The following is a 16160-nucleotide window of genomic DNA, read 5'->3' on the forward strand; positions in this document are numbered from 1 at the left end:
AGCGGCTTCCGCCGACCGGGCCCTTGCGGAACTGATGGCCGACGCAACGTCCGAAGAGGTCTCGCTCGGCCGATGTTTCTGCCACGATGCCGATTGGGCGGGGCTCGGCGCAGTCGGACAATCGTCTGCCCTCCCGTCGGACCGATATCACCTCTGACCAGTGGGAGTGTCACGGTGTACTTCGCCGCACTGCTCGCGCGCACCGAAGACGGGTGGGAAGCGAGCGATACGGAGCTCGACGATGTGGAGGCCCTGTCCGACCTGACGGATCTGGCACGGGACGCCTCGGTGGACGAGGACACGGTCCTCGTCTACATCGAGCAGGAGGACGCGTGGTTCGGCGTCGTCCGCGTGGACGGTGAGGAGGACCCCCGGATCTACGTCTCGGACGCCGCCGCCGCCGCCCGTTCCTCGTACGGGGAGATCCTGCTCACCGACGAACTGCTCGGCCGCGAACCGGGGGCCGAGGACGAGATCGCCGCTCTGGAGGAACTCGTCGGCCTCGACGGCGACGAGGCCGAGGATCCGGAGTTCGGCCCCGGAGACGAAGACGGCGCCACCGGCCGGCGGCCCGCGGCCGTCGAAGCGGACGACGACCCGGAAGCCGTACCGGCGGGACCGATCGGGGACGCCTCGATCCTCGCCGACCTCGGCCTCTCCGAGCAGGCGCTGCTGACCCTGCGGACCGACGCGCTGGCGGAGATCGCCGACGCGCTGGGAGCGGACGAAGTACTGGAGAGCGTCCGCTAAGGTCCGCGGGTGACCGCGCGACCCCCCGAAGAACCCCCGCCCCCGCCTTCCCCCACCCCCCTTCTCGCGTCCCACGCCACCGATCCCGTACGGGACCCGTGGCGGGCCCCGATGCGCCACGCCCTGGACGAGGCGGCGCAGGCGGCGCTGGCCGGTGATGTTCCGGTCGGTGCCGTCGTCCTGGGACCGGACGGATCGACGATCGCCACGGGCCACAACGAGCGCGAGGCGACCGGCGACCCGACCGCGCACGCCGAGATCCTCGCCGTCCGTGGAGCCGCCGCCGCCCTCGGGCAGTGGCGGCTCCACGGCTGCACGCTCGTGGTCACCCTGGAGCCCTGCACGATGTGCGCGGGCGCGCTCGTGCAGTCCCGCGTGGACCGGGTCGTCTACGGTGCGCGCGACGACAAGGCCGGGGCCGCCGGCTCGCTCTGGGACGTGGTGCGCGACCGGCGCCTCAACCACCGGCCCGAGGTGATCCACGGGGTCCTGGAGGAAGAGTGTTCGGCACAGCTCACGGCCTTTTTCCGAGCGCTCTGAGAACCGATTTCTGATCCCGGGCCGTGATGGTCTAAGCTCTCTCTCGGTAGCGTGTCCGAGCGGCCGAAGGAGCTCGCCTCGAAAGCGAGTGTGGGGAAACTCACCGAGGGTTCAAATCCCTCCGCTACCGCTCTTACACCCCCCTGATCTGCGGAAACGCGATCAGGGGGGTGTTTTGCGTGCGGTGCGGACCTCGGCGCCGCAGCAGTCGCCGGCGGGAGCGGGAACGGGGCCACGCCATGACAGCACTGCTAGCATTGCATGCAGGACGAGGGAGGCACTGTGGCAACTCTGACCATCCGGGGACTCGACGACGCGATACATGCCCGGCTGCGCGTGCAGGCGGCTCGGCACGGCCGGTCGATGGAGGCCGAAGTGCGTGCGATCCTCAGCGAGCAGCTTGAGTCCGCCCCTCCCTCCCGGCCGTTGGGGTCTCGCATCCGGGAGCGGTTCGCCGGCCTCGACGGAACGGAACTGGATCTGCCCGCCCGGCAGGACGCGCCTCGATCGGCTGCCTTCGAATGATCATTCTTGACACCACTGTCCTGTCGGAGCTGGTGAAGCCGGTTCCTGACCCGCGGGTCGTCGACTGGCTCGACAGCCTCGTGCCCGATGAGGTCATGACGACCGCGGTGACCGCCGCGGAGCTGTGGCACGGAGTGCGCCGGTTGCCTGACGGCAAGCGCAGGTCCGAGCTTGCCGAAGGCATCGACGCGATGCTGTTCGAGGATCTCGGTGGACGTATCGAGGTGTTCGACGCGGCCGCGGCCAGTCGGTACGCGGACATCGTGATGGCCCGGGAACGGCTCGGCCGGCCGATCGCGTCCGCCGACGCGCAGATCGCCGCGATCTGCGCCAGACGCAAGGCCACGCTCGCGACCAGGAACGTCAAGGACTTCGAGGACACCGGCGTCCCGCTCGTGAATCCCTGGAACGAGGCGACGGGGAGACGCGGCTGACCCCGTCGGCGCAGCCGGCGGCGCGGGTACTGGTCCGCCCCGGGTACTACGACGGCCCCGGCTTTCACGGAAGAGGTGGCCGGGGCCGGAGCCAAGGCGGGGGGGCCTCGGGGCGGGGGAGGCGGCGTCGGGGGGACCAGCCGCCTCCCCCGAGGGGGACAGTCCCTACTGGTCCCGCCGCGGTCGGGGGGAGCGCCGCGGCCGGACCCCACAGAGAGGGCCTGTCCCGTGCCCTGCGGATTCCTGCCTGGTCCGCCGGGCCGTGCTTCCATCGTGCCCGCCGGCACCACCCGTACGGGCCGGTGAAAGGCCCCTGTCGCAGGGGCCTTGGTCCCGAGCAAGCCCACGGCTCCCCGCACCGGGTTCGAACAACGATCGCCGACGACCCCCGAATCCGACCAGGTGTACGGATAGAATCTGCCGACCGCGCACGGGACCGAGGGGGAGGCAGGGGCTGTGGCGCAAGCGAGGAAGATCGCGCTCTACATCGTGGTGGTCTTCGTGCTCTACACGATCATCACGTCGCCCGCGAGGGCCGCGGACCTCGTCCAGGTAGGGTTCGAAGGCATCTCCAGCGCCGCCCAGGGCGTCGGGGACTTCATGTCCGAGCTGGTGAAGTAGGAGCAACCGCCGATGATCCGCCACCTGGTCCTGTTCAAGCTGAACGACGGCGTCGAGCGGGACGACCCTCGGGTCGTGGCCGGCGAGAAGGCGTTCCGCGAACTCGACGGGCTCGTCCCCGAGCTGGAGTTCTGGGAGTGCGCCTGGAACATCACCGACCGGCCCATCGCGTACGACTTCGCCATCAACTCCGCCGTCGCCGACCAGGACGCGCTCGTGCGGTACATCGAGCACCCGGCGCACCAGGCGGCGGCCGGTCAGTGGCGCGAGTTCGCCACCTGGATCATCGCCGACTACCCCTTCTAAGGCGCGTCTTCAAACTGCCACGGGTCGTGCGCGCCGGGCGCGCGGGTCGTACGCGCCGGGCGTACCTCACCTTCGCGCGGGTGCGCCCCGCCCCCGCGCCGGGTACGCCCCTCCTTCGCGCCGCCTTCGTACGTACGTCCCGCACGGTGCCACCCTCGGGCCGCCGGTCGCCGGTCGGAGCCCCTCACCTCTCAGGTGGGGGGCTTTTGTTGGTTTTTAAACCCGTTTGACTCCAACACGGCTACATACGGTGCTTGCACACAGTGGACATGTCTTGTGATGCTATGACCGCTTTTGATGGATGAATTGACCGCAGTTGTCCGTCACGTTGGCTGTCAGTCGACCGTGCAGTTCGACCATGAAGCGTGACCGCGAAGTCGACCGTGAAGGGGTGGCGTCACCGTGCCGGCCAGTGCAGCGCCTCAAGTGCCTCCCCAGACCGTCCAGAAGGACCGGACCGAGCCGTCCGACGACATCCAGACCGAGACGCCCGACCCCTCCGCGCCCCCCGCGAGAACCCGGGGCGCCGACACCAGGGCGCTCACCCAGCTGCTCTTCGGCCAGCTCAAGGAGCTCGACCCGGGCACGGCCGAACACCGCAGGGTGCGGGCCGCGCTGATCGAGGCGAACCTGCCGCTGGTGCGGTACGCGGCGGCGCGGTTCCGCAGCCGCAACGAACCGATGGAGGACGTCGTCCAGGTCGGCACCATCGGCCTGATCAACGCGATCGACCGCTTCGACCCCGAACGCGGCGTCCAGTTCCCCACGTTCGCCATGCCGACCGTGGTGGGCGAGATCAAGCGCTACTTCCGGGACAACGTCCGTACCGTCCACGTCCCCCGCCGGCTGCACGAACTCTGGGTGCAGGTCACCGGGGCGACCGAGGACCTGACGACCGCCCACGGACGCTCCCCGACCACCGCCGAGATCGCCGAGCGGCTGCGGATCTCCGAGGACGAGGTGCTGGCCTGCATCGAGGCCGGCCGGTCCTACCACGCGACCTCGCTGGAGGCGGCCCAGGAGGGCGACGGACTGCCCGGCCTGCTCGACCGCCTCGGGTACGAGGACCCGGCACTCGCCGGGGTCGAACACCGCGATCTCGTACGGCACCTGCTCGTGCAGCTGCCCGAGCGCGAACAGCGGATCCTGCTGCTGCGCTACTACAGCAACCTGACACAGTCCCAGATCAGTGCCGAACTGGGCGTCTCCCAGATGCACGTGTCAAGACTTTTGGCCAGAAGTTTCGCCCGACTGCGATCCGCAAACAGGATCGAGGCCTAGTCAGAACGGGTAGACCGTCTCCAAGCGGTTTTCCGGCGCCCCTCGCACCCGCACCCCTCGCTTCCTGCGCATACGCGGCGCTGACTTATCGACATGTCACTACAGCGTGTTGCCGACATGTGACATTCTGCTGGAACCGCGTTTGCCGCAGCCTCCCCTCCGGTATTCAGGTGGAGGCTGCGTTCCTCCGATGGTCGCGGCCACCGCGACCGTCCGCGACCTCAAGGGGGTGGCATGTCCGTAGACCAGGGCAGCTCGAAGGTGCTCACGCTCACGAAGAGCGCGCCCGCGCCTGCCGTGCTCACCAGCTCGTCGGAAGCCATCGACACCCGTACGCTGTCCCGCTCCCTGTTCCTGCGGCTCGCCGCACTCGGTCCCGAGGGAACGGACAGCCCGGAGCGGGCCTACGTACGCGACACACTCATCGAGCTCAACCTCCCGCTGGTGCGGTACGCGGCGGCGCGGTTCCGCAGCCGCAACGAACCGATGGAGGACATCGTCCAGGTCGGCACCATCGGCCTGATCAAGGCGATCGACCGGTTCGACTGCGAACGGGGGGTGGAGTTCCCGACGTTCGCCATGCCGACCGTCGTGGGCGAGATCAAGCGGTTCTTCCGTGACACCTCGTGGTCCGTGCGGGTCCCCCGCCGGCTCCAGGAGCTGCGCCTGGCGCTCACCAAGACCAGCGACGAACTGGCGCAGCGGCTCGACCGCTCGCCGACCGTACCGGAGCTGGCCAAGGCGCTCGGTGTCTCCGAGGAGGACGTCGTCGACGGGCTCGCCGTCGGCAACGCCTACACGGCCTCCTCGCTCGACTCCCCGTCCCCCGAGGACGACGGCGGCGAGGGCTCCCTCGCGGACCGCCTGGGGTACGAGGACACCGCGCTGGAGGGGGTCGAGTACCGCGAGTCCCTGAAGCCGCTGCTGGCCAAGCTCGCTCCCCGCGAGCGGCAGATCATCATGCTGCGGTTCTTCGCCAACATGACCCAGTCGCAGATCGGCGAGGAGGTCGGCATCTCGCAGATGCACGTCTCCCGCCTGCTGACCCGTACGCTCGCGCAGCTGCGCGAGGGGCTCATCACCGACTGACGGGTCCCGGCCGCCGGGGAGACGCGTTCCCGCGCCCCCGGCGGTACCCCCGGAGCCCGGGCCGCGCCCGGATGTCCCCGGGTCGCGCCCCGGTACGTCCGGCCGGTCCGGTTCCCGGCGCCGGTTTCAGGCCCCGGCTCCAGGCGCCGTGACGCTCCTGCGCGGTGCGCCTGTGCGGCGGGCCGTGGGCCCGTTCCCTGTGTGCCGCGCGCCACGTGCCGTGTACCGGCGTCCGGAAACGCGTCGGCGGCCCCCGTGGGACGGAGGCCGCCGCGTGGTCGGACGGTGTGGGTCAGCCCAGCGCGAGCCAGGCGACCGCGGCGAGGACGACGACGACCGCGACGACGGCCACGATCACTCCGGTCTTCGGGCCGCCGGACGGCGCGGCCTGCTCCGGCCGGCGCTGCGGCTCTCCGTCGTCGACGAAGGCGCGGAACATCTGCGTGCTGCCTGCCGGGTCGTCATTGCCCGCGGGGCCCTGCTGAGGGGCGTGGGGGTTGTGTGCCATGGGCCAGGACCCTAGCGAACTCGGGCCTGACGCCCAACCCCTGGGGGACGGGCGAGTGCCGGTTCGTACGGACATTCCCCTCATCTCCACAACGCCGCACGCCGTCAACATGAGCAGATAAAAGGACTCACCCTGTGGTGTGAGACACACAGTTGACTCACTGGAGCCACACGCTGCGGCTTTGACCAGGAGCCTACGGAGCCTTTTGGTTTCCTTTACTTATGCAAGCCTCATTTCGTTTGCCTGCAGCAACCAACGGCTTCTATGGTTGCCCTAAGCAACAAGATGCAGAGCAGAAGTCTGGGGGTGCCCCGTGGCCGCACGGAGTCAGTACGAAGAACTGGCCCGGCACCTCAGCGCGGTGGGCGTCGTGAAGCGGGGACTCTCCCGCGCACTGCCCGCCGACTGCCCGGGCGGCTCGGCCGCGGTGCTCACGCTCCTCGCCCAGCACGGCGAGATGCGCATCAGCCGGCTCGCCGAGCTGCTCTCCGTGGACATGTCCGTGAGCAGCCGACACGTCGCCCACGTGGCGGAACGCGGCTGGATAGAGCGGTTTCCCGACCCCTCGGACAAGCGCTCCCGCATCTTGCGGCTGACCTCCTCCGGACACGACGTGCTTGTCGACCTCAGCCGTCGGAGCACGGAAGTGTTCGCGCACAACCTCGCGGACTGGTCCGACGACGAAGTCGGACAACTCGTCACGTTGCTGGCACGGCTCTGCGGCAGCTTCGCCGCCCGCACGCCCAGTGCGTGCACCCCCGGACGGCACACCGACGACTGTCGCGCGCGGCTCACCGGACCCAGCGTCCCAAAGGGTTCCGAACCGGACGAGAAGCCCGCGGAAGGGCTCGTTCCGGCCACGGACGCCTGACGGACACCCGTACACCTCTGTAACAGAAGCAAAGCAAAGGACATTCATGGCTACGACCACACCAACCGGTGTGCGGGGCGGCCACGCCAAGCACGGGGGCTCAGAAGCTCCCGCCGGCACGCCGATGACTCACCGGGAGATCATGGAGGCCCTGACCGGGCTTCTGCTCGGCATGTTCGTCGCGATCCTGTCGTCGACGGTCGTCTCCAACGCCCTCCCCCACATCATCTCCGACCTCGGCGGCGGCCAGAGCGCCTACACCTGGGTGGTCACGGCCTCCCTGCTGGCGATGACCGCGACCACCCCGATCTGGGGCAAGCTCTCGGACCTCTTCTCCAAGAAGCTGCTCGTCCAGATAGCCCTGATCATCTACGTGCTGGGCTCCTGCGCGGCGGGTCTCTCGACCAGCTCCGGGATGCTGATCGTCTTCCGTGTGGTCCAGGGCATCGGCGTCGGCGGTCTCTCCGCCCTCGCCCAGGTCGTCCTCGCCGCGATGATCTCCCCGCGTGAGCGCGGCCGGTACAGCGGTTACCTCGGCGCGGTCTTCGCCGTCGCCACCGTGGGCGGTCCGCTGCTCGGCGGTGTCATCACCGACACCAGCTGGATGGGCTGGCGCTGGTGCTTCTACGTGGGTGTGCCGTTCGCGATCATCGCCCTCTTCGTGCTGCAGAAGACCCTGAAGCTCCCGGTCGTCAAGCGTGACGTCAAGGTCGACTGGACCGGCGCGTTCTTCATCAGCGCGGGCGTCTCGCTGCTGCTGCTCTGGGTGACCTTCGCCGGCGACAAGTACGCCTGGGGTTCCTGGCAGACCGTCGTGATGCTGCTGGGCGTCGTGGCCCTCATCGGCGCGTTCGTCTTCACGGAGTCGAAGGCCCGCGAGCCGATCATCCCGCTGCGGCTCTTCCGCAACCGGACGATCACGCTGGCCTCGGTGGCCTCGCTCTTCGTCGGTGTCGCGATGTTCGCGGGGACCGTCTTCTTCAGCCAGTACTTCCAGCTGGCGCGCGGCAAGTCGCCGACGATGTCCGGCGTCATGACGATCCCGATGATCACGGGTCTCTTCCTCTCCTCGACCATCTCCGGTCAGGTCATCACGCGCACCGGCCGCTGGAAGTACTGGCTGGTCTCCGGTGGCGTCCTGGTCACCGCGGGTCTCGGCCTGCTGGGCACGATCCGGTACGACACGACGTACTGGCACGTCGCGATCTTCATGTTCCTCGTCGGTGCCGGCGTCGGCATGATGATGCAGAACCTGGTCCTCGCCGCACAGAACCAGGTCGCTCCCCAGGACCTCGGCGCGGCCAGCTCCGTGGTCACGTTCTTCCGTTCGCTCGGTGGCGCCATCGGCGTCTCGGCGCTCGGCGCCGTCATGGCCAACCGCGTCACCCACTACGTGACGGACGGCCTGTCGGACCTCGGTGTCAGGAGCACCGGCGGCACCGGCGGCGGCATCCCGGACCTGGCGACGCTGCCCGCCCCGATGCGTGCGGTCGTCGAGGCCGCGTACGGCCACGGCGTCGGTGACGTCTTCCTGTTCGCCGCCCCGTGCGCCCTGCTCGCCTTCCTCTTCGCGATCTTCATCAAGGAGGTCGCGCTCCGGACGAACGCCGGCGGCGAGGCCGCCCCGGCTCCGGCGGACGCCGTCCCGGCCGCCGCCGTCGCCGCTCCGGCCGCCGCCCCGGCCTCCCAGGCCGAGACCGTCGCCTCCCCCGCGGTCGCCGCTCCGGCGGTCACCCCGACCGAGGCGCCCGTCATCCAGGGCACCCCGGTGCGCGGTGTGGTGCGCGGTGCGGACGGTGCTCCCGTCGCCCGGGCCGCCGTCACGCTGATCTCGCTCGGCGGCCGTCAGCTGGGCCGTTCGGTGGCCCAGGAGGACGGTTCGTACGTCCTCGACGCCCCCGGCAACGGCAGTTACGTGCTGATCGCGTCCGCCGACGGCTGCCAGCCGCAGGCGTCCACGGTCGTCGTCGGTGACGAGCCGCTCGCGTACGACATCCTGCTCTCCGGCACCAGCGGACTGGCCGGTACGGTCCGCGCCGCCGAGGCCGGCACCCCGATCCAGGGCGCCATGGTCATCGTGACCGACGTGCGCGGCGACGTGCTCGCCACCGGCACCTCCGGCGAGACCGGCGACTTCACCTTCGGTGAGCTGGTCCCCGGCACGGTGACGCTCGCGGTGAACGCGGCGGGCTACCGCCCGCTGGCCCTCCCGGTGGAGATCGCCGGCACGGGTGTCACCCGGGTCGAGGCCGCCCTTCAGGCGGGCGCCCTGGTCCAGGGCACGGTGCGCGCGGGTTCCGCGGGCAACGCCCTCGGGGACGCCCGCGTCACCCTGATCGACGCGGCGGGCAACGTCGTCGCCACCTCCACGACCGGTGCGGACGGCGCGTACGCCTTCACCGATCTGGACGCCGGTGAGTACTCCGTCGTCGCGACCGGCTACCCGCCGGTGGCGAGCACCGTGACCGTCGCCGGTCACGGGATCGACGGACACGACATCGAACTCGTCCACCCCGGCGAGTGACCGGGCGATAAGCCCCCTGGCGGGACGGCACTTTCAGCGGAGAGTCTGTCCCGGCCGGTGGAAATGGGCCCCGGTGGCGCGTGCGGCAGGCAGGGGACGGCCTGCCGCACGCCCCCGGGGCCCGACTCGTTCCATGAGTCAACGAGTCAGTGAACAAGGAGAGAGAACGGTATGGGACTTCGCGCACAGGTACGGACGCGGGACGGCTGGGCGGTCCAGCACGCGATCGTCACGGTCACCGACATGACCGGCAACCAGATACTGCGCGCCACCGCCGACGAGGACGGGGCGACCCGCACGGACGAACCGCTGCCCGCCGGCGCGTACACGGTGATCGTGACCGCCGTCGGTTACGCGCCCGCCGCCTCCACCGCCCTCGTCACGGCCAGCGGCCGCATCGAGGCCGGCACCGTGGTCCTGGCCCGCCAGGGCGGCGTGGAACTCCCGCCGCCCGGCGACTGGTCGCTGGACCCCGCGCACAGCTCGGTGGCCGCCTCCGCGCAGCACCTGGGCATCTCCAGCGTGCGGGGCCGCTTCACCGAGTTCAGCGGCCGGATCGTGATCGCCGAGGACATCGCCCGCTCCCGGGTGGACGCCGTCATGGACGCGGCCAGCATCGACACCGGCAACGGCATGCGCGACAAGCACCTGCGGTCGGCGGACTTCCTCGACGTGGAGCGGTTCCCCGAGCTGGTGTACAGCTCCAACGGGCTGATCCCGGCCGGCCCGGACCGCTGGACCGTGCAGGGCGAGCTGACGATGCGGGGCATCGCCCGCCCCGTCGACCTCGACCTCACCTACCTCGGCACCGGCCCCGACCCGTGGGGCGGCGTCCGGGCGGCGTTCCGCGCCACGGCCGAGCTGCGCCGCGACGACTTCGCGATGAACTACAACCAGGTCGTGAAGGCGGGCATCTCCGCCATCGGCACGACGCTCCGCGTGGAACTGGACATCCAGGCGGTGCAGGGGGACTCGCTGCCCTCCTGAGCCGTGCGGTCGTTCCGAGCCGTGCGCGGGTGCGGCAGCTTCGAGCCGTGCGCGGGCGGCCGTTACGAGCCGCGTCGTACGGGTCGGTCACCGGGCCGGTCGGCGGCGGAAGGTACGCCTTCCGCCGCCGACCGGCCCGTCGTGCGTCCGGGGCCCGCCCGGTGCCGCGCACCCACCAGGGAGCACGGGACAGCCCTTAGGGTGGCCGCATGGCTCCCCACATCGCGACCAACACCAGCGCCGACCGTGACGAGTTGCTGGAGTTCGTCCGGCCCCGCCACCGGGCGCTGCTCATCACCGCCCGGTCCGACGGCCGCCCCCAGGCCTCCCCGCTGACCTGCGGGGTCGACGACTCCGGCCGGATCGTCGTCTCCACCTATCCGGAGCGCGCCAAGACCCGCAACGCCAAGCGGAACGACCAGGTCAGCGTGGTCGTCCTCTCCGACGACTGGAACGGCCCCTGGGTGCAGATCGACGGCACCGCCGAGGTCATCGACACACCCGACTCGGTCGAGCCGCTCGTGGAGTACTTCCGCACCATCTCCGGCGAGCACCCGGACTGGGACGAGTACCGGGCCGCCATGGTCAAGCAGGGCAAGTCGATCATCCGGATCACCCCGGAGCGCTGGGGGCCGATCGCCACCGGCGGCTTCCCCGCCCGGCTCGTGACCGACACCGACGCCTGAGAACCGCCCGGAGTGCTTCCCGTGACCACCGCCCTGCCCGACCCCGGCCTCCTCACCCGTGCCCGGCTGCTCACCGCCCCCGACCTCGCACCGGCGGTGCGCGACGGGCTGGCGGAGATCACCGGCCGCCCCTGGACCGCGTACCCGGAGCCGGTGGCCTCCGGCCGGCCGGTCGGTGGGCCGGTCGGTGGGCCGGTCGTCTACGTCGGGGCAACGCGTCCGGCGGGCCTGCCGGAGGAGGACCTGCTCTGGTTCCACAGCGTCAACGCCGGTACGGACGCGCTGCTCGCCCCCGGCCCCTGGCCCGCCGGGACGCTGCTGACCCGGACGGTCGGCCGGATGGGCGCGCGGATCGCGCAGTACGTCCTCGCCTGGGTGCTGGCCGAGTGCCAGTCCGTACCGGAGTTCGCCGAGATGCACGCGCGCGAGGAGTGGCGGCGCATGCCGTCCGAACTCGCCGCCGGGCAGACCGCCCTGGTCCACGGCACCGGCCGGATCGGTTCGGCGGTGGCCTCGCGCCTGCGCGCCTGCGGGCTGCGGACGGTCGGGGTGGCCCGGACCGTGCCCGCCGTCCCGCCGACCGGCTTCGACCGGGTGGTGCCGGCCGGCGGGGACGCGGAGCGGGAGGCGCTCGGCGAGGCGCGCTGGGTCGTCGCCGCGCTGCCGCTCACCCCCGCCACGGAGAACTACTTCGGAGCGGAGCGCTTCGGGTACGTACGGGGAGCCTCGTTCGTCAACGTGGGGCGCGGAGCGACGGTGGACCTGGCGGCGCTGGGCGGGGCGCTGCGGGCAGGGGCCGTACGGCGTGCGGTGCTGGACGTGCTGCCGTCCGAACCGGCCGCTCCCGGCGACCCGTGCTGGCTGCTGCCGCGCACGGTCGTCACCTCGCACTCGGCGGGGATCACGGCCGACGAGGACATCCTCACCGACTTCGCCGCCTGCTGGGCGCAGTTGCGCGCGGGACGGCAACCGGAGCTGACCGTGGACGTGCGGCGCGGTTACTGAGACTCAGGCAGTGCGGTCCCGCATCGCCTCGATGCCCGCGATCAGCAGGTCGAGCGCGAAGGTGAAGTCCCGCTCACGCATCTCCTCGACGGTGTCGCCGCCGCGCGCGTCCATCAGGTCCTGCGAGACGTCCACGACCTGCTTGATGCTCGGCTCGGAGCGGTACGCGGTCATCGCCTGCCGGAAGTACTCGTCCTGGCTGACCCCGGCGGCGGCGGAGCGCCTGCGGAGATCGCCCTCGATGGTGCCGAACCCGTACACGAACTGGAACACCGCCGCGAGCGCTCCGGTCTGCCGGCGCAGCGGGAGGCCGGTCGCCCGGATCACGTCCTGGACGGCGCGGGTGAAGAGCAGCGAGTGCGGGCCGATGTTGAGGAAGCTCCCGGCGAGCGACGAGGCCCATACGTGGCGTACCAGCAACGCCCGGTACTCGCACGCGAGTTCGCGCAGCCGGTCGGCCCAGGGGGCGTCCTGGCGGGGCGCCGGGATCTCGCCGTAGACGGAGTCGAGGGCGAGCTCCAGCAGGTCGTCCTTGGTGTCGACGTACCAGTAGAGGGACATCGCGGTGACGTCGAGTTCGGCGGCCAGACGGCGCATGGAGAACTTCGCGAGGCCCTCCGCGTCCAGCAGCCGGACCGTCGCGGCGGTGATCCGGTCGCGGTCGAGACCGGCGGGCGACCCCTCCGACCTGCGGGTGCGCGAGGCCGGGCGGCGGACCAGCCACACGCTGGACCGTGCGGCCGGCAAGGACGCGTCGGCCGTACGGACCGGTGGGGACGCGTCGGCCGCCTCCGGTGCGGGCTCCGGCGCGGGGTCGGCCGCGGACACCATGACGCACTCTCCTCGTGTGCCCGGGGGACGGACCGGGCGGGGCATCGTCACGGATGCCCCGGATGCCCGGTCCGATGCTCAGGCGTGTTCGGTGCCGCCGAACCGGTCGGCTCCCCCGCCGTGTTCGCTTTCCCGTCCGGCTCCGGTCCGCCCTCGTCGACCGGCGCCCGCGGCGCGCGTTCCGCCCTCCACAGCAGGAGGGCCGCGACCACCCCGCCGGCCAGCACCGCGGCCGCGCCCGCGAGTTGGCCCCGTTCCAGCCCCGCCGCGAAGGCGTCCGTGACGGCGGCGCGCTCCGGGCCGTCCCCGGCGGCCGCCAGCGCGGCGGGCAGGGAGGCGGCACCGGCGGCGGCGAGGGGCAGCAGGGCGGTGAAGCGGGAGGTGAGGACCGCGCCGAGGACGGCGACCCCGAGGCCGTTGCCGAACTCGGCGAGGGTGCCGTTGACGCCCGCGCCCACCCCCGCGCGCTCCGGCGGGATGGCGCCCATGATCGCGGCGGCCATCGCGGGGGCCGCCAGGGCGATCCCCACTCCCATCACGACCAGGCCGAGCAGCATGCCGTCGTACCCCTGCCCGGCGAGCAGCGCCACGGCGGCGAGACCGGCCGCCAGCAGGGACATCCCGGCCGCGATCGTCGCGGGCGTGCCCAGCCGGGGGACCAGCCGGGCGCCGAAACCGGTGAGGTTGAGCACCACCACGGTGAGCGCCAGCGGGGCGGTACGCAGCCCCGCCTCCAACGGCCCGTAGCCGAGGACGAACTGGAGGTGCTGGGTCAGCAGGAAGAGCGAGCCGCCCATCCCGAACGCCACCAGCACCGTGCCCGCCACCGCACCGGTGAACGAGCGGTCGCGGAAGAACCGAAGGTCGAGCATCGGGTGCGGCACCCTCAGCTCCCAGAGCGCGAACCCGGCCAGCACGGCGGCCCCGGCGAACGCGGTGAGCAGCACCCGGGAGGAGCCCCAGCCGTGTTCCGGGCCGGAGATGATCGCGTACACCACGGCGCCCATGCCGAGGGTGGAGAGCAACGCGCCGCCCAGGTCGGGCCGTTCGCTCGCCGGGTTCTTGAACTCCGGTACGAGCAGGGCCACCGCGACCAGGGCGAGGGCGGCGACGGGGAGGTTGACGAGGAAGATCGCCCCCCACCGGAAGTGGCCGAGCAGCACCCCGCCGAGGAGCGGACCGGCCGCGAACCCGAGGGAGTTGACCGTGGCCCAGAGCCCGATCGCGCGGACCCGCTCGGTCGCGTCGAAGACCTGGACCACCACGGCGAGCGTGCTGGTCAGCAGGAGCGCGCCACCGACGCCCATCTCCGCCCGGGCCGCGACCAGTTGGCCGGGACTCTGGGCGAGTCCCGCGGCCAGGGAGCCGAGGCCGAACACGATGAGCCCGGCGAGCAGCAGCTTCTTGCGGCCGTAGCGGTCGGAGGCGCTGCCCGCGGTGAGCAGCAGGCCGGACTGGACGAGCGAGTACGCGTTGATCATCCACTGCACCTCTGCGCCGGTGGCGCCCAACTCCTCGGTGAGGGAGGGGATCGCGACGTTGAGGACGGTGTTGTCGAGCAGCACGGTGAGCTGGGCGAGGCAGATCACGCCGAGGATCAGCCAGCGCTGCGGGTGCCGGGGCGGGGCTTTCAGAGCACGGCCCGGGTCGGTGGCAGGGGTGGAGGCGTTCGCCGTCATGCGGTCTCCTTGGCCGTGTCCGACCATGCGCGTCGGATCGGCGGGAAGGGTCGGACACGGCCTCGGGCTCCCGCGCCGCGGCAGGCCTAGCGGCGCGGGACGGGTGCTGGGCAGCGGCGGGAGGAGCCGAACGCCATACACCGTATGGCGATCGCTCTACGGCGTACAGGACATGTCTCTGGCACTCATCCGAACGGGTGAACAGCCGCGCGCACGGGCCGAACGGGCGTGCAGGCGAACGCACGGGCCGACCGGGCGTCCCCCGCGCGTCCCGGTCGGCGCGGGAGTCACCCTTCCGGCGAACGGACCGCGAGGGTGGGACCCATGACGACGGACTTGCGCGCATTCCTGGACCCCTACGTCGAACGGGGCGCCGTCCCCGGTGCCGTGGCGCTCGTGGCCCGAGGCGACCGGGTGGACGTGGCCGCGTCCGGCTCGACCGACACCGGCGGCACCACGCCGATGGCCCGCGACACCCTCTTCCGGATCGCCTCCCTCACCAAGCCGGTCACCGCCGCCGCCACGATGGTGCTGGTCGACGAGGGCCGGCTGACCCCCGGCCAGCCCGTCGGGACCTGGCTGCCGGAGCTGGCCTCCCCCAAGGTCGTACGCACTCCCGACGGCCCGGTCGAGGACGTCGTACCGGCCCGGCGGCCGATCACCGTGTTCGACCTGCTCACCTTCCGCGCCGGGTACGGCTTCCCCTCCGACTTCGCGCTCCCGGCCGTCGCACCGCTCTTCTCCGAGCTGCACCAGGGCCCGCCGCAACCGCAGGCGGTGGCGGAGCCCGACACCTGGATGCGGACCCTGTCCCACATCCCGTTGCTCCGCCAGCCCGGTGAGGCATGGCTCTACAACACCTGCTCGGACATCCTCGGGGTGCTGATCGCCCGCGTCTCGGGGCGGTCGCTGCCGGAGTTCCTGGCGGAGCGGGTGTTCGAGCCGCTCGGGATGAAGGACACCGGGTTCGCCGTTCCGGCGGCGGACCTCGGCCGGTTCACCGGCTACTACCGGGCCCACCCGGACGGCGGGTTCGACCTGGTCGACGCGGCGGACGGGCAGTGGAGCACGCTGCCCGCGTTCCCCTCGGGGGCGGGCGGCCTGGTCTCCACCGCCGACGACTGGCTCGCCTTCGCCCGGATGCTCCTCGCGGGCGGCCTGACCGGCGACGGGCGGCGGCTGCTGTCGGCCGGCGCGGTGCGCCAGATGCTGACCGACCACCTCACCCCCGCCCAGCGCAAGGCCAGCGGGCTCTTCACGGAGGGGCAGGGGTGGGGATTCGGCGGCTCGGTCGACGTGGAGACCCGGGACCCGTGGAACGTACGCGGGCGGTACGGCTGGGTCGGCGGCACCGGCACCGCCGGGCACCTCGTCCCGTCCACCGGGCTGATCACCCTGCTGCTCACCCAGGTCGAGCTGGGCGGGCCGAAGCCGCCGGATCCGATGCGGGACTTCTGGACGTACGCGGCAGGGGCCGGCGCGGCAGAGGAATGAGGCCCCCGCACCCCGGCACGACCGAGGCG

At 71.7% G+C, this 16160-nt stretch carries 17 protein-coding genes and 1 tRNA gene; 15 read left to right on the plus strand and 3 right to left on the minus strand.

All coding sequences use genetic code 11. From position 1 onward, the window contains the following. Positions 1–174 precede the first annotated feature (174 nt). The 9 genes from OG599_RS16405 (at position 175) to OG599_RS16445 (ending at position 5546) form a co-directional block, all read left to right on the plus strand. On the plus strand, positions 175–750 hold the full coding sequence (locus OG599_RS16405) for a tRNA adenosine deaminase-associated protein (protein ID WP_327176719.1): 576 nt from the start codon (positions 175–177) through the stop codon (positions 748–750). Between the two features lie 111 nt (positions 751–861). Then, entirely contained in the window at positions 862–1290 is a 429-nt protein-coding gene (gene tadA, locus OG599_RS16410; protein WP_327180059.1) for a tRNA adenosine(34) deaminase TadA, read from the plus strand. Positions 1291–1335: 45 nt separating this feature from the next. Then, positions 1336–1420, plus strand: a tRNA-Ser gene (locus tag OG599_RS16415). Positions 1421–1572: 152 nt separating this feature from the next. Next, a complete protein-coding gene (locus OG599_RS16420) occupies positions 1573–1815 on the plus strand; it encodes a FitA-like ribbon-helix-helix domain-containing protein (RefSeq protein WP_327176720.1) in 243 nt (80 codons plus the stop codon). Beyond that, complete coding sequence (locus tag OG599_RS16425; protein ID WP_327176721.1) at positions 1812–2249, plus strand: type II toxin-antitoxin system VapC family toxin; 438 nt, start codon at positions 1812–1814, stop codon at positions 2247–2249. The genes OG599_RS16420 and OG599_RS16425 overlap by 4 nt, the downstream gene beginning before the upstream one ends. A 456-nt stretch (positions 2250–2705) precedes the next feature. Further along, positions 2706–2870: a hypothetical protein gene (locus tag OG599_RS16430; RefSeq protein ID WP_266706389.1), complete on the plus strand. Its 165-nt coding sequence runs from the start codon at positions 2706–2708 to the stop codon at positions 2868–2870. Positions 2871–2882: 12 nt separating this feature from the next. Continuing rightward, the gene (locus tag OG599_RS16435; protein WP_327176722.1) at positions 2883–3176 is read left to right on the plus strand and encodes a Dabb family protein; all 294 of its coding nucleotides are present in this window, start codon (positions 2883–2885) and stop codon (positions 3174–3176) included. Between the two features lie 402 nt (positions 3177–3578). Continuing rightward, on the plus strand, positions 3579–4457 hold the full coding sequence (locus OG599_RS16440) for an RNA polymerase sigma factor SigF (protein ID WP_327176723.1): 879 nt from the start codon (positions 3579–3581) through the stop codon (positions 4455–4457). A gap of 234 nt (positions 4458–4691) precedes the next feature. Beyond that, on the plus strand, positions 4692–5546 hold the full coding sequence (locus tag OG599_RS16445) for an RNA polymerase sigma factor SigF (protein WP_266706395.1): 855 nt from the start codon (positions 4692–4694) through the stop codon (positions 5544–5546). A 292-nt stretch (positions 5547–5838) separates the two neighbouring features. Here OG599_RS16445 and OG599_RS16450 read toward each other — a convergent pair whose 3' ends face one another. Continuing rightward, positions 5839–6054, minus strand: a complete 216-nt coding sequence (locus OG599_RS16450) for a hypothetical protein (protein ID WP_327176724.1) — start codon at positions 6052–6054, stop codon at positions 5839–5841. A gap of 313 nt (positions 6055–6367) precedes the next feature. Between OG599_RS16450 and OG599_RS16455 the strand changes: the two genes are divergently transcribed. The 5 genes from OG599_RS16455 (at position 6368) to OG599_RS16475 (ending at position 12127) form a co-directional block, all read left to right on the plus strand. After that, the gene (locus tag OG599_RS16455) at positions 6368–6925 is read left to right on the plus strand and encodes a MarR family winged helix-turn-helix transcriptional regulator (RefSeq protein ID WP_327176725.1); all 558 of its coding nucleotides are present in this window, start codon (positions 6368–6370) and stop codon (positions 6923–6925) included. A 46-nt stretch (positions 6926–6971) separates the two neighbouring features. Further along, a complete protein-coding gene (locus tag OG599_RS16460; RefSeq protein ID WP_327176726.1) occupies positions 6972–9449 on the plus strand; it encodes an MFS transporter in 2478 nt (825 codons plus the stop codon). 171 nt (positions 9450–9620) lie between these two features. After that, positions 9621–10436, plus strand: a complete 816-nt coding sequence (locus OG599_RS16465; protein WP_327176727.1) for a YceI family protein — start codon at positions 9621–9623, stop codon at positions 10434–10436. Positions 10437–10645: 209 nt separating this feature from the next. Further along, positions 10646–11122, plus strand: coding sequence for a PPOX class F420-dependent oxidoreductase (locus OG599_RS16470; protein ID WP_327176728.1), 477 nt, complete (start codon positions 10646–10648; stop codon positions 11120–11122). Between the two features lie 33 nt (positions 11123–11155). Continuing rightward, positions 11156–12127 carry an NAD(P)-dependent oxidoreductase gene (locus OG599_RS16475; RefSeq protein WP_327180060.1) on the plus strand — a complete coding sequence of 324 codons (972 nt, stop codon included), beginning with the start codon at positions 11156–11158 and terminating at the stop codon, positions 12125–12127. Between the two features lie 3 nt (positions 12128–12130). On the opposite strand, the gene OG599_RS16480 is transcribed toward OG599_RS16475, so the two are convergent. Beyond that, positions 12131–12958, minus strand: coding sequence for a TetR/AcrR family transcriptional regulator (locus OG599_RS16480; protein ID WP_327176729.1), 828 nt, complete (start codon positions 12956–12958; stop codon positions 12131–12133). Positions 12959–13005: 47 nt separating this feature from the next. Beyond that, the gene (locus OG599_RS16485) at positions 13006–14637 is read right to left on the minus strand and encodes an MFS transporter (RefSeq protein WP_327176730.1); all 1632 of its coding nucleotides are present in this window, start codon (positions 14635–14637) and stop codon (positions 13006–13008) included. Between the two features lie 324 nt (positions 14638–14961). Here OG599_RS16485 and OG599_RS16490 point away from each other — a divergent pair, with 324 nt between their 5' ends. Beyond that, positions 14962–16131, plus strand: a complete 1170-nt coding sequence (locus tag OG599_RS16490; RefSeq protein WP_327176731.1) for a serine hydrolase domain-containing protein — start codon at positions 14962–14964, stop codon at positions 16129–16131. The last annotated feature ends 29 nt before the right edge of the window (positions 16132–16160 follow it).

The sequence above is a fragment of the Streptomyces sp. NBC_01335 genome (assembly GCF_035953295.1).
Lineage (GTDB): Bacteria > Actinomycetota > Actinomycetes > Streptomycetales > Streptomycetaceae > Streptomyces.

Excerpts from the sequence above, each read along its gene's own strand:
- tadA (WP_327180059.1), top strand. The coding sequence starts at position 862 with ATGCGCCACGCCCTGGACGAGGCGGCGCAGGCGGCGCTGGCCGGTGAT.
- OG599_RS16425 (WP_327176721.1), top strand. The coding sequence starts at position 1,812 with ATGATCATTCTTGACACCACTGTCCTGTCGGAGCTGGTGAAGCCGGTT.
- OG599_RS16435 (WP_327176722.1), top strand. The coding sequence starts at position 2,883 with ATGATCCGCCACCTGGTCCTGTTCAAGCTGAACGACGGCGTCGAGCGG.
- OG599_RS16445 (WP_266706395.1), top strand. The coding sequence starts at position 4,692 with ATGTCCGTAGACCAGGGCAGCTCGAAGGTGCTCACGCTCACGAAGAGC.
- OG599_RS16450 (WP_327176724.1), bottom strand. The coding sequence starts at position 6,054 with ATGGCACACAACCCCCACGCCCCTCAGCAGGGCCCCGCGGGCAATGAC.
- OG599_RS16460 (WP_327176726.1), top strand. The coding sequence starts at position 6,972 with ATGGCTACGACCACACCAACCGGTGTGCGGGGCGGCCACGCCAAGCAC.
- OG599_RS16465 (WP_327176727.1), top strand. The coding sequence starts at position 9,621 with ATGGGACTTCGCGCACAGGTACGGACGCGGGACGGCTGGGCGGTCCAG.
- OG599_RS16470 (WP_327176728.1), top strand. The coding sequence starts at position 10,646 with ATGGCTCCCCACATCGCGACCAACACCAGCGCCGACCGTGACGAGTTG.
- OG599_RS16480 (WP_327176729.1), bottom strand. The coding sequence starts at position 12,958 with ATGGTGTCCGCGGCCGACCCCGCGCCGGAGCCCGCACCGGAGGCGGCC.
- OG599_RS16485 (WP_327176730.1), bottom strand. The coding sequence starts at position 14,637 with ATGACGGCGAACGCCTCCACCCCTGCCACCGACCCGGGCCGTGCTCTG.
- OG599_RS16490 (WP_327176731.1), top strand. The coding sequence starts at position 14,962 with ATGACGACGGACTTGCGCGCATTCCTGGACCCCTACGTCGAACGGGGC.